Below are 20686 nucleotides of genomic sequence, written 5' to 3'. Positions count from 1 at the left end.
CGTTTTTTACGCTGCGTACCATACCACTACATGGATAAAAAAGAATTAAAAAAAGCCAACGGTGATCTGTTTTTTGAAGCAGAACGAAAAGCTGCTAATTCTTTTATTTATGTTAACTGGATTGGTATTCAGTCGCTCGAAACCATTATGCTGGGTGCCAACCAAATTTTAAGTATTCTGCGGCAAAATCCGTGTCCGGCTATTCTGAACAGCAACAAAGAACTCATTGGCCCCTGGGACGACGGCGCTTTATTTATGGGGGGCAAATGGGTGCTGGAGGCCAATATGTTAGGCGTAGTTCATTTCGCGCATGTATTAGCGCCGGGCATTTACGGCCAGCGTTCTTTTCAAAAATTTTACGATCTGGCTCAGGATTACCTGCAAATAGAAACTTTTAAGAACGACGTAGAAGCCGAAGCCTGGTTGCTAAGTTAAACTTCCCGTATCTATCAACTTTCATCTGTATGTGCTTGCCGGTACCTGACAAGCGGGCGGGGTAAATGCAAAATTTTTAAAAATCAGAATTTCTCGCCTACCAACTCCCTCCGCCTTTTAAACCATTCCAGCTCGCTCCGTTCCTTCCCAGTTCGTCCGGGTATAGTTGCATTAATTTATCGGATTGCCAAACTTCCTTGGTATCCATATCCATTACAGAAAGGCAACCCGTAAAAGCCGCTCCGGTATCCATCAAAATTAAATTACCCATTACTAAAGGCAAAGTTTGTTTTTTATTTAAACTGATGGTTGGGGTATGCCCCACGTACACTTCTTTGTAATGAGGCACCGGAGCTAGCTCTTTCGCGAACAATTGGCTTTTGTTTTTATGGTAAGCGGCGTATTGTTTCTGAATAAAATTGCGGTTCCAGATTAAGTATTCGGTATTGGTATTCTGGATGGGAGTTTCCGGATCAAAACCGGCATGCACCAGCAAAATATTGTCCGGGGTAATGTGGTACGGTTTGGCTTTTAACAAAAACTGCAAATGCTCGGGCGGCATGTCGGTTTGCACCCCGTACGATTTTAACGTAGCAAGTCCGCCTTGAAAAAGCCAGGCATCCAGCTCTGTTTCGTATTCCGAATCTGTCTCGTAAAATTCGCCGGTGTAGTATTTAATTGCCCATTGATCGTGGTTGCCCAGTAAATAAACTAAGTTCGGGATAGTTAATAAATAAGCAATACTTGCCTTGGTTTCTGACCAGCCATCTACCACATCGCCGATAAAAAACAGTTGATCTTGCGCCGGGTTAAATTTGCACCGCTCCAGGCACTGCAAAATAGCCTTATATCCCCCGTGACTATCCGACATTACAAACCGCTTCATGCCCCCTTATCTGTTTTAAACCATTCACGACCTACCAAACCCTTATACTAAATTAGAAATACAAAGTTAATAAAGGAGCACCAGCAGAACCGGGAAGCAGCCGGTAACCTACTCGTATAAAAACGGGGCCGGACTAAAACTAAGAATAAAAATAACTACGGTAATCCAGCCCAGAACTTTGCGGCCCGTAGAAAGAGGCGCTTCGTTGGGCGCCGGCGGGTGAAACACGCCTAATAAACGCGACAAAAGCAAGCCAAATACCAACCAGCCCGGGTAGCCTTTTATTCCCGGAATCAGATAAGCCAGGCCCAGGTGTATGCAAAAAACAATTGCGGCTAAGCCCAGAGCCATGCGGGGGCTGGGCAATACTTTTTCGAAGACTACGAACAAATAACCCGCGTACAACAAATATTGCCAATAGCGTTCATCGGGGGGGGTATGTGGGCCGATAATGCCTAAACCCGCGTAAAAAATAAAGCCCACAAAAAATACAGGCGAAAGCCGGTTAAAATTACGATAGCCAATTAAGCCGTACAAAATATGCCCGCCATCTAATTGCCCGATGGGCAGCAGGTTCATGGCGGTAAAAAACAATGATAAAAACCCCGCAAACAAAAACGGGTAGTGCATTAGTTCGTAGCGGTTGGGTACTAAAGCCGGGTCTGGCGCCACAAATTTTTCAAAAAATAAAAATAACAGGTTCTTGCCTAAAGCCATAGAACCCTCCGGATTGGCATAAGCAGTTTTGGCGTAGTCGAGGCCCAGTTTTTTGTACTCCGGGTGAATGGTAAAAATATGTTCGGGAGCGGGTAAATGCGTAAAACCGTACCAAAGCAACGGAATAGCCACCACAAAACCTGCCAATGGCCCGGCAATGCCCACATCAAAATATTCTTTTTTTGAAAAAATACGGTCCCGGATTTTTATTACGGCGCCCATGGTGCCAATGGTGGGCAGCAACGGAAACCAAAACGGAATGTAGTACGGCAGCGTAACCCGGATGCGGTAATAACGCGCCACAAAATAATGCCCGAATTCGTGGGCTGTTAATACGCCTAAAAACGGCAGCGAGTAATATAAACCGCTTAAAACCTGCGGTTTGGTGAGTAGCCGAATAACTTGCCAATCGGTGGTAACTACCAGCAAAGGTTTAGCGGCCATCCATTCGGCCCCCGCAATGGTAGTGGTAATTAAAGCAAAGCAAAATAAAACAAAATGAAACAGGTATTCCCTGATAGTTGGGCTAGCGTGCATTCCGGAAAAATTCGTTGATCGTAAGCGGTGGCTGCAGGTGCAGCGTTTGCAGGCCCACCTTCTGGGCACCTTCAATGTGCTGAATACTATCGTCGATAAATAAAGTTTCGTCGGCCACCAGGTTGTTTTCTTTTAAAATCCGTTCAAATACAGGGGCGTGCGGTTTGCGCAAACCTACCAAATGCGAGTAATACGTTTTTTCAAATAAACTATCGAGGCTAGGCAAACCCGAAACTTCCTGTACGGTTTTGTTAAACCGCTCGGCATGAATGGCATTGGTATTACTGAGTAAAAATAACCGGTATTTCGTACTTAGTTTTTGCAGCAGCTCAATCCGTTCGGCCGGAATATCCAGCAGCATGGCATTCCAGGCTTCGTCCAGGGCCTGGTCTTCGCCCACAATGCCGTAGGTGTCGCGTAATCCTTGCCGGAATGCTTCGGAAGTTATTTGTCCGGTTTCGTATAAGTCAAAAAACTCGGATTGCACCTTGGGCGTAAAATCAATGGCGCGTTGCTCTATGCTTAATAAGCGCAAAGCCTCTACTGAATTTTGAAAAGCCAGGTTGATGATAACGCCACCCAGGTCGAAAATAATATTTTTTATGCGCGATAAATCCACGGGATTTTTTTTAATACTATTTGGAAAATGCGCTGCAAATATGTAAAATTGCACTCCCAAAATCAAAAAGTAGCAAAACTCTTTTTGACGGGCCTATAGCTCATTCGGTTAGAGCAACTGACTCATAATCAGTAGGTGCCTGGTTCGATTCCAGGTGGGCCCACTTCAGTATCAAGCACTTACACAGAGAAATCTGGTAAGTGCTTTTTTATTTGCACACAATTTGATAAACATTGTGGGTTTAGGAAAAGTAAGTAGTTAATGTGAATTATTAATTTGATTAGGTCTTAGGATAAAGATTTCTGTACAGAGAATATTAAAATCTTTAGTAAACCCTTCAGCAATCTATTCAGTAGCATTAGGTTTCGGGATCCATCTTGCAAAGATGGAATTGCTGGTACTACAAAATCCGGTTATTGAAGTATTATCGACCAAAAATATCTTTGCATATGACGCTACTCGAAGATCCCCATTAAATAAAACGGCAACTAGCCGAAGTTCAAGCGCAGCAGCAACACTGCTTCAAAACAGTACTGTTTTTTCCAGCGTATAGACCCCAACTATACGGGTGTGATAAGGGGCAAATCGATACCTAATTTTAAGTATGTAGTGGGTTAAAACATTCTATTCAAAAAATATTTAATAAGATGGATATTAAACAAATTTTTAAAAACAATGAAAAATGGGTGCAAACAAAGCTTAGCACCGAGCCCAATTACTTCCGGGATCTCTCCAAAGGACAAAAGCCCGGTATCCTTTACATTGGCTGTTCCGATAGCCGGGTAACTGCCGAAGAACTGATGGGGGTTTCACCGGGGGAAGTATTTGTGCTTAGAAACATCGCGAATATGGTTCCCAATACAGATCTCGGGGTCATGTCCGTGGTGAACTATGCCGTGTTACACCTGCAGGTAGACCATATAGTGGTTTGCGGTCATTATTATTGTGGAGGCGTTCAAGCTGCTATGAAATCAGAAGATTTGGGGATATTAAATCCCTGGTTGCGAAATATTCGGGACGTATACCGAATGCATAAGGATGAATTAAACGGGATTGAAGACGAAGAACTACGCTATAAAAGATTAGTAGAACTGAATGTTGAAGAACAATGTATCAATATCCTCAAAACGGCCGAAGTACAAAGAGCTCGACGGGATCGTGATCTTACGGTTCACGGCTGGGTTTTTGATGTCCATTCGGGAAAATTGATCGACTTGCGCATTGACTTTATAAAGCTATTAGAAAACATAAAGGAAATTTATCATCTCGATTAAAATAGAACGGAAACGTGTTTGGCTGATTACTTACCTAAAACCTGGCTGGGGGAAAGAAAGCTTCCCACAAAAAAAACATGGAAACTTTCTTTTCCTTCACTGTTAGGTTGGTCTTCTTCTAATTTCACTAACCAGTAATCATAAACTTTTTCCCATTTTATCACCGCTTACGTCAGAATCGGAAAATATTACTCTGTTAAGGTAAAACCAACTTCCTGCACGTCGCGGGAGTTGGTGCCGACAAAAACTTTAAAATCGCCGGGTTCATACCCGTACTGCAGTTGATTGTTGTAAAACTTAAGATCTTCGCTGGTAATTTTGAAAGTAACGGTACGGGTTTCGCCTTTTTTGAGGAATATTTTCTGAAAGTTTTTTAATTCTTTTACCGGACGGGTTACCGAGCCAACCAAATCCTGAATGTATAATTGCACCACTTCTTCCCCGTCGAAATTGCCGGTATTTTTAACATCAACTTTTACCTCCACAGGCTCATTGGGCCGAAAGGTTGTTTTATTTAGTTGCGGTTTGGAATAATTAAAAGTGGTATAACTCAAGCCAAAACCAAAGGGGAACAACGGTTCGTTAGATACATCCAGGTACCGGGATTTGTATTTATCCAATAGCTCCCCACCGTAAGGCCGCCCGGTGGTTTTATGGCTGTAGTAAATAGGCACCTGCCCTACTACTTGCGGAAAAGTAGCCGTAATTTTTCCGGAAGGATTGTAGTCACCAAAAAGAACATCGGCAATGGCATTGCCGGCTTCGGTGCCGGCAAACCAGGTTTCCAGAATAGCATCGGCATTATTTTGTTCCCAGGGCAGAGTTAATGGCCGACCGTTCATCAGAACCACTACCAAGGGTTTACCGGTTTGTTTTAATGCTTTTAATAAATCGAGTTGCCGACCGGGTAAACCTATATCGGCGCGGCTCGCGGCTTCGCCGGTCATGCCCTGCGATTCGCCCACTACGGCTACTACCACATCGGCAGTAAGGGCCACTTTTACGGCTTCCTGAATCATTTCCTCCGGTGCTCGTTTATCTATTTTCAACTCGCCCCCGTGGGCATTCAACCGCCGGATAAGTAAGGTATCGTCGGTAAAGTTAGCGCCTTTGGCATAGGCGATGTTCACTTTGCCGCCGGTTACAGTTTTAATGCCTTGCTCTACCGAAACGGCTCTTTTCCAGTCGCCGGCAGCGCTCCAGTTACCAATCATATCGCGCTGGTTCCGGGCTAATGGTCCAATCAGGGCAATAGTGCCGGATTTTTTCAGGGGCAATACGTTCTTTTCGTTTTTAAGTAAAACCATACTCTTACGGGCAATGTCGCGGGCATCCGAGATAAACGCCTTTTTTAAAATTGTCGCTTTTGCGCGTTTCTCATTGGCGTAGCGATACGGGTCGGTAAATAAACCCAACTTGTACTTAGCTTCTAAAACCCGCTGACAAGCCGCATCTATTTGCGCAGTACTTAGCTTACCGTCTTTTACCAGTTTGCCCAAGTTTTTCAGGTACACCTCGCCCACCATATCCATATCAGAACCAGCAGCTAGGGCTTGTTGCCCCACTTCGTATTCGTTTTTACCAATGCCGTGCGCTACCAATTCGTTAATGGCGGTATAATCTGTTACTACCAAGCCCTTAAAACCCCATTGTTTGCGGAGCAAGTCATTTAACAGCCAGGGGTTTGCGGTAGCGGGCACGCCGTTTATTTCGTTAAAAGAAGTCATAACGCTACCTACGCCGGCATCAATGGCCGCTTTGTAGGGCGGCAAATATTCCTGAAACATGCGTTGCAAACTCATATCTACGGTGTTATAATCGCGGCCTGCTTCGGCGGCACCGTACAAAGCAAAATGTTTCACGCAGGCCATTACGGTATTATCGCGGGCTAAATCGTTTTCCTGGTAACCTTTTACCATGGCTTTGGCGACTTGTGCGCCGTACCAGGTATCTTCGCCGGAACCTTCGGCAATGCGGCCCCAGCGCGGATCGCGGGCAATATCTACCATGGGCGAGTATACCCAGTTTAAACCGTCGGCACTGGATTCTTCGGCGGCTATGCGGGCACTGCGCTCAATGGCTGCCATATCCCAGGTAGCCGCTAAACCCAGCGGAATGGGCAATATGGTTTTATGGCCGTGCACCACATCGTAACCAAACAAAAGGGGAATGTGCAAGCGGGTTTGCTTAACGGCCAGTTCCTGCAGTTTACGCACCGCGACCGGGGTAAACGTATTAAAAACGCCGCCCACTAAACCTTTCCGGATATTTTCTTCTACGTTCTGGCTCACAATCGGCCCGGTTACATCAAAACCCACCGAAACTAAATTGAGTTGGCCAATTTTTTCTTCCAGCGTCATTTTGGCCATTAAATCGCGCACAAAGGCATTCATGGCCTGTTCCGGGTTAGCAGCGGTGGTTGGTTTCTTTTTCTGGGCTTCAGCAGAAAAAACGAGAAGGATACAGGATAATAGAAGAAACGAAAAAGACAGTTTCATAAGCCGCACATTTAAATAATAGAAATACCGGTTAAACCGGTATTCTTTATACCGATTTTAAACTGGCGGAGGTTATGCGGCTTTTGTTTTTATGGTATGGATTTGCTGATTTATTCTTTTAGATTATCGGGCAGTTCTTTAATGGCAATGTTGCGGAAGCGGTGGGTAGCGCCCGGTGCCCAGGAATCCAAAATATTCCAACCAACTACCGTAGACGAATACAAGGCGGTCCAGTGCGATTGTAGCCCAATCATTCCCTGCGTAGCGCCGGCAATAAAATCATTTTTAGGTTGGGTAACGTCCCACATTTGCACGCCATTAATCCACAAAGTAATATGCGGCACCTCCCCTACCATCCGGATCCGGAACGAGTTCCAGTCATTGGCCCGCCATACTTTTTCGCGTCCGGCAGTTTTTGCTCCGCGACTAACCGGCATACGCTCGCCGAGCAAATTACCGGTGCTGCCAGCGCTTTCGTCTAGCTCAATCTGGTAGGCAATTCCGCTTTCGGAAGAACGGATAAAAATGCCCCCATTGGTAAACGAATCAATCTTAGCTTCGAGGTACAAATCAAAATTTTTAAATTTTTTATCGGAGAGCAACACGCCGCCCTGCCCATACGGATTCTGCCGGATTACAATTGCGCCTTCTTCTACCCGTATATCAGGGGTAGTGCCCTGGTGCGTGGTGCGACTGATATGCCAGCCTTGTAAGTCTTTCCCGTTAAAGATAGACTTATAACCCGCTGGTACTTGCGCCCAGCTATCCGGCATTAGAAAAGTTGTTAAAACCAGGATTAGGATACTTTTTATTTGCATGATTTATTTAGTACAGTTTTAGAAACTTAAAATATTGCTTCAGAATAGAATCAGAATGAATGTTTTGTGGAAATCTATCAGCAACTTCCGCCAGTTACAAACTGGCAACTATATGTAGACACCAGTTACGCTCCGCTAAACTGGCGCCAGAGAAAGTCAGATAAATTAATATTTTAAAAATTTTAAATGTAAGACGCCAATACTCCCACTTAATCCTTAGTCCAAACATTCAGTAATTCCAAACTTTTAACTTATAACTTTTAACTCATAACTTTTAACTCATAACTCTTAACTCATCAACGTTTTTCCATTACCAACCGCACTCCTACGTCAAAACCATTGCCGGGTCCGGCGGCATGGGTCATGTACGTGGCGTTTTTAACATCGCCGGTAAAAGAGGCGCCTTTCAAAACGTGTTCTTTTCCGGACTTAGGAGGTACTGGGTCGGCAAATATTTTCTCGTTGTAGTAATCCTGCACCCACTCCCACACGTTGCCGAGCATGTCGTAAACTCCCCAGGCATTTGGCTTTTTCTGCCCAATCGGGCTGGTGGTGGTACCGCCTAAAACCGCTAGTTGGTTAATATCGGACCAGGCAATATCTTCTTCAGCTCCGGCTCGTGCGGCGTATTCCCATTCAAATTCGGTGGGCAAGCGGTAGGTGTGCTGCTTATCCAAAGCATTTAATTTTTTAACGAATGCCTGAGCATCCTGCCAGGTAATGTTTTCGACGGGGTGCCTGGCGGCATCATCTTTTACTTTATCTTTTTTAAAAAAAGCCGGGTTACTGCCCATTATTTTCTGCCATTGCTCTTGGGTTACTTCAAACTTACCGATGTAATAAGGCTTATTTAGCTGAACCGTAAAGCCCGGCATTGCTGCTTTTTGCGACATTTCGGCGGCTGTTTTATACGCGCTTGGTGGCAAGGTCGGGCGGTTTAATTTCTCTTTAGGCGGCTCCCCTACTCCCGGCTGAAACTTACCCACTACCATACTGCCCGGCTTTATCAACACGAACTCCATTCCGAACTTATTCGTGAAAGTAGCGGGTTGGGCCAGGAGTTTTATTGGTAACAAGAGAAGGATTAAACCAACTTTAATTACCGGTTTGATTAAGAAGTTAGATTTGATTGATGAAGTAAGACAACGCATTTGTAATTTTTAAAATGATTTAACTCTAAGCTCCCCTCCTAGGATTAGGAGGGGCAGGGGTGGTTGACTTTTCTCTATTTTACTCGGAGCATTTGTCAAGTTCCCGGATACAGTACTATCTAATTTGCTTTCCTTTGATTCACTGTTATTCACTGGCGCAAGTTTTTAAACTTGGGCCTACCTATAATGTAAAGTCTGTGACTTTACTCCGGCTTTAGCCGGAACCCGCATCGGCTTAAGCAAGCTGCGAAAAGTAATTTTTTAAAAATTCAGTCTTTTACCTTTATTACTTAGAGCCTTTTCAAGTCTCCAGGCTTAGGTGCTATCTAACTTGCTGGATACAAGTTTTGCCTCGTGGCCGGCGGGCCTCGTTTGGCTCTTTCGGGCGGTCTAAGCTTCCTTTCCTCGACTCCGTCTGCGGAATGTGGCTTTGCGCCACACCGGAACCTTAGAAGGCCCTCAATAGCCAAACTGGTGTCGGTTGCACTTAGCTACAGCTTTTAATTACTATTACTTTCGATATAATTAATTATTAAATTTTACAAAGTGCTACAGACTTAACTATTACCATCTCCTTTCAGGTCTAGTGCTGTTTAGAATCTTAAAAATAAATTAGCTAGCTCCCTTGCCCTGGTTGGTGTCTTCACCAACCAGCCATGCTTTTAAGTCGGACTACTTGCTGGTTAGTGAAGACACTAACCAGGGCGAAATAGCTTTGGAGCTTGAATTACCACACATTCATTTTTTGAAATTTAAAAATTGGATTCGGGATAATAAACCTTTGCCTTTTCCCAACAACCTAAAACCTACAACTCAAAACCCATAACCTACAACTTGCAACTTGCAACTTGCAACCTGTAGCCTGCAACTCCTACTTCGCCCAGTTGGTGTTTTCGTTGCGGCCTAGTTTAAAGATTTCGAGCATTTGCAGGGTCATGCCTTCGGGAATTTTGGGGGTGTTGGCGCGCACTTTTTTCACTTCTTCGGCGGTTACGACGGAGGCATTATTCCCGATTTCGCCACTGTTCCGCACGTAGCTCAGCACCGAGGCAATCCATTCGTCGTCGTTATGGCCCATGGCCGGCATAATGTCCGGATAGGTTTTGCCGTCTACCGGCCCTTTTAAGCCGTTTAATAATAATTGAATCAGCAGAATTTTATCGCCTTTTACCCGCGGTGAACCCGCTAATGGCGGAGCGGGCATTTGGCCGCCACCCAAAGACCGGCCTTTACCATCCGGACCGTGGCAACTGGAGCAAAGTTGTTTGAAAATTACCGAGCCTTTGGCTACTAATTGCCGGTCTGCGGGGCTCAAGTTTTTAGACCTGGCTTTTTCGGCGGCTATGGATTTCTGCGACTCCATAAAAGTGGTGTAGGAATATTGCATTAACTCGTTGTTCGGGTTAGCCGCAATTAAATTTTTAACCGTAGTTTGCGCCGCTTCAGTTTTATTTGTCCGCAGGGATAAGGCCAGTTGAATCCGGACATCAGCGCTGGGGTCGTCTTTCAGGGTGCTTAATTTTTGAATTACTTCCGGATCGTTTTTCGCCAGGAATTTCTCACTGATCCAAACGGCAGCTTTTCTTACCTGCGGTTCTTCGTCGGCCAAAGCCTGAAACAATGTGGCTTTATCTATCGCATTTAAACCTTCTAACGTCCACAGGGCATGAATGCGGGCCAGGTGGTTGGATTGTTCTTTAGCCGAGGCCATTTTCTTTAAAGCCGGTACTACCGATTGATCGTTGCGCACAATCAATGAAATCTGCGCATTATCGCGCCACCAACCGTTCGGGTGATTTAAGTATTTTACCAGTTGGCTACTCGGTTCGTTTAACATTTTCGGCAGGTTGGTATCGGGTTTAAAATCTTTGTGTACCACGCGGTAAATGCGGCCCATGCCCCGGTTTTTATCTAAGCCTTTTTCGGCAATTACACCACCTAAGTAAGACCCAGGACCCGACCACTCGCTTTCCTGAATAATGCCGTGGTACATATCTACAATATAAAAACAACCATCCGGACCCGTATTGGTATTAACCGGTCGAAAATTCATATCGGCGGAAGCCAGCCAATCTTTTTTCTCGTAGGCATCTTTGATGTAAATCTTACCCTCTTTGTTCGATACTTTACCGCGTTTAATTACCCGGCCTACCGGTTCCGGGATAAAGTAATCGCCTTGCATGTCGGCGGGTAAACGATCGCCCCGGAAAATAGATTGGCCGCAACCGGAGGTAAAATGGTTAAGCGTATTATCTTCGGGCCGCAAGGCTTCTTTTCCGCCTTGCGCATCTACCGTACCAATAATCGGCCACGGAATCGCAAATTCAGGCGTATATTGATCTTTAAAATTTAACGCGCCATACGCCGGCATTTGTTGAATTTGCACGGCGGGTAAACCTGGTCCGGCTTCGGAGTAAAACAAACGTCCATAATTATCGGCGGTAAGTCCCCATTGGCCAATCATGTTATCTACCAGGGTATCGGCGATTAACTTTCCGTTCTGGTACTTGTAACGCAAATTGTCGCGGGTGGGGTAAATCCAGTTGTCGAGGTTCCAGAGCAAGCCTCCATTTTGGTGTTCCAGGTTCCGCACGTCTTGTACATCATTCCGGAAAACCATTTTCTTTTCATCGGCTTTGCCATCATTATTGGTGTCGCGGTAACTCCAGATGTGCTGCACGTTGGTTTCCTGCACCAGCAACTGATCGCCAATTGGCAGTACTACCCGGGGCAAAAGCAGACTATCAATAAAGATGGTATATTTATCCATTTTGCCGTCGCCGTCGGTATCTTCCAGGCGTTTGATACGGCTGGTACGATCGTACTGCCCAGAGCCCAGAGCGTCCTTCATGTACGTATTCATTTCGGCCACGTACAAGCGGCCGTTTCCGTCCCAGGCCATGGCTACCGGCTCCTGCACCATCGGTTCACTCGCCACTAATTCCAAGCTATAACCGGGCGGCAACTGTACTTTTTTCATGCTTTCTTCCGGCGACAACGGAGCTACCGGCGGATCTTTATCTACCACCACACGCTCGAACGGCGGCTCGGGCGTTGCCTGGCTTTTAGTAACTGAATCTTTACTACCCGAAGAACAGCCGTTTCCCCAAAAACTTAGGGCTATTATCACCGCAAAAAAAGACTTAGGCGCGATATATTTTTTAAATTTTAAAAATACGGACATACCAAAATTTACTAATTTAATAATTTACCAACGTTTTAAGGCTTAAACCTTATATGAATTGGATTATATTTCGAGATTTAGACAAAAATGTATATAAACTATTTGCTGCTTAAAGGGATAGCATGGAAATTTAACTTATGAACAAAAAATGCAATATTGGGCAATGAATATTTTAATAATCTGAATTTAGTTTGTTCATCAATCTTGAATTTATTATTACCAAACTATTGATTGCAGGCTGAAGTATTTCTATTTGGTTTGGATGATAACCTTTCTCTCCATGGAACAAATTACAACGTAAATTATATAAAATAATTAGTAAGGATTTAAGTTGTTCAAAAGCATCAAAAGAATTTAGGCCATATAATAAATCTAAATCTTTTGCTCTTTGTGGTTCTCCATAATATAAATCAATATAAAATTTTTCTTCTTTAATAATACTCTTAAAAGTGTTTATCTCTAATTTCAAATCATTGATTATCAATTCAGTTTAATCTTTCAAATAATAAGCAATGCATATAGTTGCTGCTTGATTATCCAAAACTTTTTTTCTTTTTTTATCGATTAGCCCGAGACTTTTTAATTCAACAAGCTTTCCTTCTTCATTGAGAATAACTTCTACTACATTGTAAACTCTATTATAAATAACAAAAAGTGAGAAAAACTTATCAAATACATCATTAAGATTTTGAGTTGTATATGAATTAAGTTTTTCATTCCACCTTTCATAGAATTGTTGTAATTCAAATATTTTTATCACTATCATAAACATCCATTTAATTAGCTATTTGTCCTGTTAAAAATAAGGTGCTGCTATTTTTTTTCTAATCTTACTTCAACTCCGGACTTTGAAAACCTAACTTTTTCAGACCTTGCTGCACATCCGGCGAACTCATAAATAATTTCCAGATTAAACCGGTGCGGTAGTTTTCAATCATCACGATAATGGGGCCCTGATCAATAGCTAAGTGCGATTTGGCGTACCAATTTTCGGTTTCGTTAAAAGCATCCACAAAGCCGTATTTGCTCCAGATTTTATCGCCTAAATCGTTGTAAAAATGTTTGAGCGCCTGCATGGAATACTCCGGCGTGTACGGGAAAGCTGAAAGCGCAGCGGTAGGCGTTATTACGCCTAAATCTTCGGTAGGCGAATGCGCTCCGTAGCCTTGATGGTTGTCGCTGGCGGTTAAACCCCAACTGTTGGGGCCGTAGCCTTTAAACTTTTTCGGGTTCTCGAGGCAATAGGCCCGGTTAATTAAGGTATGATTTAAATTTTGCTGCCAGTAATCGGCGTATTGATCTTTTAATCCTTTCGGGTTGAGTCCCAGAAATGAATAATGTGTAAAGAACAATGGCCCGCCGTAATCAAAGCCGAGTGGCAGTTTAATACCCAGAAACTCCCGGTCGTTGCGGAAGAAATTACTGCTCGTCCAACCCTGGTGGTAAACTTTTGGATCGATGGGGTACTTAGGAGACGAAGCCGCCAACACGTAGGTAATTAAACATTCGTTCCAGCCCCGGATCTGGTGGTTCATGCTCCAGCCCTGGTTGGGGCTCCAGTGCCAATACAACACATTCTGTCCGCCCTGCGTGTGCCAGTTCCATTCTACGCCTTCCCACATCCACAGAATTTTATTGCGCAGTTGGCTTTCGGTGGGGTTATTTTGGGTGAAGTACTGGCGGGCGCAAATGAGGCCTTGGAATAAAAACGACGTTTCTACTAAATCGCCCCCATCATCTTTCTGGCTAAACCGAATTACTTTGCCAGTAGCCCCATCGAGCCAATGCGGAAACACGCCGTGAAATTGATCGGCTTTCCAGAGAAAATTTACTATTTTTAAAGTACGTTCGGCGGCTTGCTGGCGCGTAATCCAGCCCCGCTCGGCAGCCACAATAATCGCCATTAACCCGAAGCCCGTTCCGCCGGTGGTTACTACTTCGTCGCCGTAATCAAAAGATTTATTGCTGCGTTCGCGGGCCATGCCGCTTACCGGGTGCGCAAAATCCCAGAAATAAGCAAAAGTTTGTTTCTGCACTATATCCAGTAATTGCTCATCCGATAGGTTTTTAGGTCGGGAGCTGTCGAAAATATTGGTTGTATTTTTAGATTTATTTTTTTGCGCCAGGAGCAAGCCCGGCATTGTTAAAAAACAGATTAGAACTAGAAAAACGTTTTTCATAAACTGATTTTTTAAATTTTTAAAATTTAGTGCAGGTAAACGGCTAATATTTTCTCGCCGGCCGCACTACTGAGTTTTAAAGTATATTTTCCGGCCGGTACGTTTTCGCCAAAATTAACGGGGTATAAACCGGGGCCTTTTTGTTCTGTTTGCCAGATTGTTTCCGCCATTGAGCCATCTTCTTTTTCTAAAGTTAAAGTAAAGTTTCCGGCTGCTTGTATTGCTACATCTATCGGGTATTGGTTTTGGTCGGGGTGTTTTAACAAGTCGTATACACCGGATCTGATTTCCGGAATGGCCAGATAAAAGCCGGTCTCGGAATTTGGTTGCTTTATGTTGGCTTTTGTTAAACCGGTTTGTATTTCGGGTATTTGATGAAATAAATCCCAGAGTAATCCGCTCCGGTAATTTTCAATCATTATCACAATTGGCCCCTGGTCAATGGCCAGATAATCTTTGGCGACCCAGCCCCGGGGTTTGTTATAAGCATCGTAAAAGCCGTATTTGCCATAAACCTGGTTATTTAAAGTGGTGTACATATAGCGCAGCACCTGCATGGAATAATAGGGTGTGTAAGGCATAGAACTGATAGCCGCTGTTGGGGAAACAGTACCATTATCATCCATCGGCTGATGTGCTTTGTACCCCTCTGGGTCGTCGGAAGCCGTGAGTCCCCATAGACCAGCTTGATAACCGTAAGCCTTTGGCGCTTCGTATAAACAATAAGCGCGATTAATGAGCGTATGCTTTACATTGTGCTGCCAATAGTTGGTGTACTGGTCCTGCATCTGGCGTGGGTCTAATCCTAAAAATGAATAATGCGCGAAAAATAAAGGTCCGCCATAACTGGTGCCGATATTTAACGCATAACCCTGATATACCTGGCTGTTGACAAAACCTGATCCTTGAAAAGTATTTTGATAAACGGCCGGCGAAATGGCGTGCGTAGGAGAACTTAAAGCCAGGATGTAGGTAATCAAACATTCGTTCCAGCCCCGGATGGGCAGGTTCATCTCCCAGTTGTATTCCGGACTCCAGTGCCAGTATAATTGGCCGTCGCCACGCGAAGCGTACCAATCCCATTCTACGGTTTCCCACAGTTGGGTAATCTTTTGGCGCAGTTCTGTTTCTTTCGCATCGGCCCCGTTAAAGTAAGCCCGGGCCGTTAATAAGCCATTGATTAAAAAAGATGTCTCTACTAAATCGCCCCCGTTATCTTTGGGGCTAAAAGCAATTGCTTTTCCGGTACTGCCATCCAACCAATGGCTCCAAGCGCCATGAAAACGGTCAGCATTTTTTAAAAATTCGCACATTTTAGTGAGGCGATCTACGGCTTCCGCACGATTAATCCAACCGCGGTTTACCCCTACAATTAAAGCCGAAATGCCAAACCCGGTGCCGCCACTGGTAACTAAATCACCAGAACCGGTGCGTTCGCGGGCCATGCCCGATACCGGGTGCGCGTATTCCCAAAAATATTGCAGGGTAGCTTGTTGTACCTTGTCCAGTATTTCTTTATCCGGGGTAGTCGGAGTTACCACCGGGGGTAACACGGGCAGAGTTACAACTTCTTCTTCCTTTGCCTTGCAGGAAATTAAGGTAATTATGAATAACAGGTATAAATAAGGCAAGCGGGAGTAAGTCATTCTTTACTGGTATAAGGGCTTTTAGAATAAAAATCAGGAAGCCAAATAGATTGACTTCCTGATTTTTTAAATTTTTAAAATTTTAGAATTCTAGTAACCTGGGTTTTGAGTAAGGGTACCGCCGCTTAAAGTAATTTGGGTTTGCGGAATCGGAAATAACTCGTTTTTACCCGGCACAAAAGTTTTTCCGATGTTTTGGAAAACCTGTTGAGCTTTGCCTTCACGCACTATATCAAAAAAGCGGTCGCCGTTTTCGAGGGCTAATTCTACCCGGCGCTCATGCCAGATTTTTTCTCTTAAATCTTCTTTGGTAGTAAAGGTTACCGGATCTAACTTGGCTCTTTGCCGCACTTGGTTTAAGGAATTTAGCGCTTTATCGGTTTGACCTAGTTCGTTGGCAGCTTCGGCGTGCATTAACAAAACATCAGCTAAACGAAGTATCCGTACGTTCTGGTCTCGGCCATAACCGCAATCCTGGGTTACGGTGCTGGGCACGTAAGCTTTTTGGTTGTATCGCGGGTTTGGAGCCGTTGCTTTAATCTGGTCTCCTTCGGGGGTTAACTCACCCCGGTAAAGAATGGTAGCGTCTTTTCTTACATCGCCTGGTTCAAAGGCTTTTTCTAGATCTTCGGTCGGGATAGAGAATCCCCAGCCAAATTGCTCTCTTACGCCTTGTACTTCGGCCCACTGGCTATTGGCGGCACCGCAATTTCCGGCTAAAGTCTGCGATTGAATTTCAAAAATAGACTCGCTGTTGTTTTCGCCGGAAATTCTAAATATCTGGTTAAAATCCGGTGTTAACGAATAGCCTAAACCTTGCACTTGTTCTGTCAGGTTTACGACATCGGCCCAGGCACCCTGGTATAGTTTTACTTTGGCCAACATAGCTAAGGCAGCGCCTTTGGTAGCACGGCCGCGGTTTGCAGCATCGTAGGTGGCCGGCAAAACCTGAGAAGCCTGGGTTAAATCTTCCGTGATAAAAGCATAAACTTCTTCTTTGGAGGCACGCACCGGATTTAATTCTTCGGCTGTTTCGGGTTCTTTGGTAACTAAAGGTACGCCACCAAAAGTCCGCACCAGATTAAAGTAATGATAAGCCCGGATAAATCTAGCTTCGGCCAACAGACGGGTTTTTAGATTTTCGTCCATGGAAATGGCCGGTATTTTATTCAGGGTTTGGTTACACAAGTTAATGCCTTGGTACTGCCCCGACCAATACCCATTGAGAGTACCTTCGGTGGAAGTAAAAGTTAAGTTATCGTATAAATCTAAGAAACCAGCATCCCCGGGTACGCTGCCTTTCTCAGCATCGTCGGAGCTAATGGTAGTTACCGCCAAATGGGCAAAGGCTATTACATTCCATTCGCGCAAATTGCCATAAATAGCATTAACCGATTGCAAGGCGTGCTCCTGCGTGATGAAGAATGTTTCCGTAACGGCTTGACCTTCGGGGGGAACATCCAGAAAAGATTCTTTACAAGAATATAATCCTCCAACGGTAAGCGCACTGATTAAAATAAATGATTTACGTTTTGTATTATAAAATATATTTTTCATAAACAGGTTTCCTAATAATTAAAAAGTAACATTAACACCTAAGTTATAGGTAGCTGATAGCGGATACACGTTGCGATCGATACCGGCACTAATCGGCGTTCCACCTACTTCGGGCGAGAAACCATTGTACTTAAAGATGGTAACCGGATTTTGGGAGTTTAAGAAAATACGTAAGGCTTGCACTTTCCATTGCTTCATTAAGCCGGCAGGTAAATTATATCCTAACTGTAAGTTCCGGATCCGGACATAATCGCCTTTTTCCACGTAAAAACTGTTAGGATCTAAGTTCGTACCGGTTAAATCGGCGGAAGGATAATTGGTGGAAGTACCTGGTCCGTGCCAACGGTTTTCGAAGAAATCCTGTGAGTAGTTTTCGTTTCCGTACCGCACGTTGCGGTTACCGTTATATAAATCTACATCAGCTACCCCTTGAATATCTAGTTGTAAATCGAAGCTTTTGTACGAAAAACCAGTGGTAATACCATAAATAAAACCAGGATTAGGATTACCAATAATGGTTTTATCATTAGCGTCTATCTTATTATCACCGTTTAAATCGCGGTAACGGAACGAACCTGGTTTAGCACCGGTTTGTGCCGAGGCTGCTACTTCTTGCTCGTTCTGGAAAATACCATCAACTACGTAGCCGTAATAAGAACCAATCGGATCGCCTACCCGCGAAATGGTTACTTGGTAGCCGCCCACCGGCAAGTTACCATTGTACAATACCGAGTTGCCCGTAGCCAGACTTACTACCTGGTTTTTGTTTCTGGAAAAATTGAAACCTACATTATACCGGAATTCTGATCCTACTTCGTCGTTCCAGCGGGCAGCAAACTCAAAACCCCGGTTACGGAAAGTAGCGTAGTTGCCTAAAGTAGTACTGCTGGAGGTTCCTTGCGAACCCAGAATTGGCACTTCAAAAATGGCGTTTTCTGTTTTCTTATCGTACCAATCGGCTTCCACGTTTAAGCGGTTATCCAGGAAAGCAAATTCAGCACCTAAGTCGGTTTCTTTTACTACTTCCCACAATAAGGTGGGCGGCACTACGGTAGTAATACTGGCCCCCACGTAAGGTATGCCTCCGTAGAAAGCGGTATAACGCGGATCGCGGTTTACGGTTTGCGTGTAAATGTTAGACGGAATGTTGTTGTTACCTAATTTTCCCCAACTGGCTCTAAGCTTAAAATAATCAAAGATTTGCTGTTCTTTCATGAAAGATTCTTCCGAAACAATCCAGCCTAAACCCGCCGATGGAAAGTAATCGCGCCGGTCGCCCCTCGGGAACTTAGAGGAACCATCGTAGCGCAACGTAGCCGTTAATAGATAACGGTTTTTAAACGTGTAGTTAATCCTACCAAAATAAGAATTAAAAGTAGACCGATCGCCGGTATTTACAATATTATAGGTTTCCGGATCACCTAGGCCTAAATAAAGATTCGCTTCGGTTTCATAAACCACGTCGTTTACCGAACCGGTAAAAACTTCTGAACGGTCTTCCTGCGACGAAGTACCTAATAAAGCAGTCACGTCGTGATCGCCAAAAGTACGCTGGTAGGTTAAGGTATTTTCCCAAAGCCAACTGGTAAATTTGCTCCGGAATTTTTCTAAGCGGCTGCGGCGGGCAATTTGGGTTGTGGTTAAAGAGTCTTTGGATAAATAATTCCGGTACTCATTCATGCCATAGTTTAAACCCAGGCTAGTCCGGAAAGTAAAATTTTTAAAAAAATTCCATTCCCCGAAAACGTTACTGGTTAACCGCTGGCCATTTGATTTTTGGTTAAACCAATCCAAAGAAGCTTGCGGGTTAGAAAAGTTACCTAAACCTACATCGGCCGGATCGCCGTAATTACCATCAGCCCGCCGCACCTGGAGCACGGGTGGGGCCACAAAAGCCTGGTAAAAAATATCACCCGGAATATCTTTAGACTTATAATTATTAAAAATGGCGTTATAACCTACTTTAATGCGGTTACTCAATTTTACATCGGTTTGTAAACGGGCGGTAATTCTTTCGTAATCATTGCCTTTTACAATACCTTGCTGGTTTAAATAACCTCCGCTAACGCTAAAGGTTACCCGTTCTGAACCGCCCGAAACGGTTGCCTGGTGGTTGTGGATTTGCGCCGTCCGTAAAACCTGGTCGTACCAATCAGTAGTGGGTAAATTAAGCGGCACTGTATTGGCACCGGTTTTTTCGTTTACTAAAGTGGCATAATCCTGCGAGTTCGTCATTTCGAGTTTGTTAGTCACTTTTTGAATACCGGCAAAGCCGTTATAATTTAAAGTAACCTGACCTGCTTTACCTCTTTTGGTGGTAACGAGCACTACCCCGTTAGCGGCCCGTAAACCGTAGATAGAAGCGCTGGAAGCATCTTTCAGGATTTCCATGGATTCAATATCGGCCGGGTTTAAAAAACTTAAATCCGATACGAAAGTACCATCTACTACATATAGCGGCTCTACCCCACCTTGGGCCGAGCCAGCTCCCCGGATCCGGATTTGCGGCGAAGCTCCGGGCGCACCGGAGTTAGTAATTTGCACCCCAGCAACCCGCCCCTGTAAAGAGCTCACCGGGTTTTGCGACGATTGCCGCACAATTTCCTCGCTTTTTACCGAGGCAATAGAGCCCGTTACATCGCGCTTTTGCTGGGTACCATAACCCACTACTACTACTTCGTTTAATTGGGTAGCATCGGTGGCTAACTGAACGTTAATGGTGGTGCGGTTATTAACCGGTACTTCTTGTTGCTGGTAACCAATGTAGCTAAATACGAGAGTGGCATTGGCAGGGGCATTTACGGTAAAGTTACCGTCTACATCTGTTTGAGCGCCAGAAGTGGTTCCTTTCACTAAAACGCTTACCGCAATTAAAGCTTCGCCCGTTTTGGCATCAGTAACCCGACCCGAAATAGGCGCAGCATCTTGGGCATAAAGCAATGGAACACTAAACAGATAAAATAACAGTAAAAGGTATTTTTTCATACTATTGTTTTAAGATGGAAACAGATATTTTATACCTCCTGTATACGCCCATTTTAAATTTTGATAACCGGAAAACTTAGTTTTTTTGCGTTTTAAACAAAAACAAACGTTTTCTTCTTGTCGATCAGGACTTTTTATTTCAGAATTTTTAAAAAATTGTTTTGTGGGAGACCTCAGATATTTACTCTGGGGCAGAAAA

Annotated in this window: 15 protein-coding genes and 1 tRNA gene; 3 read left to right on the top strand and 13 right to left on the bottom strand. The window is 44.3% G+C overall.

Features of this window, described 5'->3' with window-relative positions:
• The first annotated feature begins 30 nt into the window (after positions 1-30).
• A complete protein-coding gene (locus HUW51_RS13145; protein WP_185270100.1) occupies positions 31-435 on the top strand; it encodes a hypothetical protein in 405 nt (134 codons plus the stop codon).
• A 97-nt stretch (positions 436-532) separates the two neighbouring features.
• Here HUW51_RS13145 and HUW51_RS13140 read toward each other — a convergent pair whose 3' ends face one another.
• From HUW51_RS13140 to HUW51_RS13130, 3 genes are all read right to left on the bottom strand, one after another.
• Positions 533-1321 carry a metallophosphoesterase gene (locus tag HUW51_RS13140; protein WP_185270099.1) on the bottom strand — a complete coding sequence of 263 codons (789 nt, stop codon included), beginning with the start codon at positions 1319-1321 and terminating at the stop codon, positions 533-535.
• A 108-nt stretch (positions 1322-1429) separates the two neighbouring features.
• On the bottom strand, positions 1430-2575 hold the full coding sequence (locus HUW51_RS13135) for a site-2 protease family protein (protein ID WP_185270098.1): 1146 nt from the start codon (positions 2573-2575) through the stop codon (positions 1430-1432).
• Positions 2565-3194, bottom strand: a complete 630-nt coding sequence (locus tag HUW51_RS13130) for an HAD family hydrolase (protein ID WP_185270097.1) — start codon at positions 3192-3194, stop codon at positions 2565-2567. Before HUW51_RS13130 ends, HUW51_RS13135 begins: the two co-directional genes overlap by 11 nt.
• An 89-nt stretch (positions 3195-3283) precedes the next feature.
• Between HUW51_RS13130 and HUW51_RS13125 the strand changes: the two genes are divergently transcribed.
• Together HUW51_RS13125 and HUW51_RS13120 are read left to right on the top strand one after the other, a co-directional pair.
• A tRNA-Ile gene (locus HUW51_RS13125) sits at positions 3284-3357 on the top strand.
• A 484-nt stretch (positions 3358-3841) separates the two neighbouring features.
• The gene (locus HUW51_RS13120; protein WP_185270096.1) at positions 3842-4468 is read left to right on the top strand and encodes a carbonic anhydrase; all 627 of its coding nucleotides are present in this window, start codon (positions 3842-3844) and stop codon (positions 4466-4468) included.
• A gap of 188 nt (positions 4469-4656) precedes the next feature.
• Here the strand turns inward: HUW51_RS13120 and bglX are convergent, their stop codons facing one another.
• From bglX to HUW51_RS13070, 10 genes are all read right to left on the bottom strand, one after another.
• Positions 4657-6966 carry a beta-glucosidase BglX gene (bglX, locus tag HUW51_RS13115; RefSeq protein ID WP_185270095.1) on the bottom strand — a complete coding sequence of 770 codons (2310 nt, stop codon included), beginning with the start codon at positions 6964-6966 and terminating at the stop codon, positions 4657-4659.
• 110 nt (positions 6967-7076) lie between these two features.
• Positions 7077-7739 carry a 3-keto-disaccharide hydrolase gene (locus tag HUW51_RS13110; protein ID WP_228466607.1) on the bottom strand — a complete coding sequence of 221 codons (663 nt, stop codon included), beginning with the start codon at positions 7737-7739 and terminating at the stop codon, positions 7077-7079.
• A 341-nt stretch (positions 7740-8080) separates the two neighbouring features.
• Positions 8081-8860, bottom strand: coding sequence for a formylglycine-generating enzyme family protein (locus HUW51_RS13105; protein ID WP_228466605.1), 780 nt, complete (start codon positions 8858-8860; stop codon positions 8081-8083).
• A 946-nt stretch (positions 8861-9806) separates the two neighbouring features.
• On the bottom strand, positions 9807-12119 hold the full coding sequence (locus tag HUW51_RS13100) for a DUF7133 domain-containing protein (RefSeq protein ID WP_185270093.1): 2313 nt from the start codon (positions 12117-12119) through the stop codon (positions 9807-9809).
• 172 nt (positions 12120-12291) lie between these two features.
• Positions 12292-12588, bottom strand: coding sequence for a hypothetical protein (locus tag HUW51_RS13095; protein WP_185270092.1), 297 nt, complete (start codon positions 12586-12588; stop codon positions 12292-12294).
• Between the two features lie 21 nt (positions 12589-12609).
• Complete coding sequence (locus tag HUW51_RS13090; RefSeq protein WP_185270091.1) at positions 12610-12885, bottom strand: hypothetical protein; 276 nt, start codon at positions 12883-12885, stop codon at positions 12610-12612.
• Positions 12886-12949: 64 nt separating this feature from the next.
• A complete protein-coding gene (locus HUW51_RS13085) occupies positions 12950-14299 on the bottom strand; it encodes a glucoamylase family protein (RefSeq protein WP_185270090.1) in 1350 nt (449 codons plus the stop codon).
• A 26-nt stretch (positions 14300-14325) separates the two neighbouring features.
• Positions 14326-15945 (bottom strand): glucoamylase family protein, encoded by a 1620-nt coding sequence (locus HUW51_RS13080; RefSeq protein WP_185270089.1) that lies wholly within the window; start codon positions 15943-15945, stop codon positions 14326-14328.
• A 90-nt stretch (positions 15946-16035) separates the two neighbouring features.
• Positions 16036-17502 carry a RagB/SusD family nutrient uptake outer membrane protein gene (locus HUW51_RS13075; RefSeq protein WP_185270088.1) on the bottom strand — a complete coding sequence of 489 codons (1467 nt, stop codon included), beginning with the start codon at positions 17500-17502 and terminating at the stop codon, positions 16036-16038.
• 18 nt (positions 17503-17520) lie between these two features.
• Positions 17521-20487: a SusC/RagA family TonB-linked outer membrane protein gene (locus HUW51_RS13070; protein ID WP_185270087.1), complete on the bottom strand. Its 2967-nt coding sequence runs from the start codon at positions 20485-20487 to the stop codon at positions 17521-17523.
• Positions 20488-20686 lie beyond the last annotated feature (199 nt).

This window comes from Adhaeribacter swui, from assembly GCF_014217805.1.
In the GTDB taxonomy this organism is placed as follows: domain Bacteria; phylum Bacteroidota; class Bacteroidia; order Cytophagales; family Hymenobacteraceae; genus Adhaeribacter; species Adhaeribacter swui.
The sequence above is the reverse complement of the archived record's forward strand: the minus strand, read 5'-3'. Positions and strand labels throughout refer to the sequence as shown.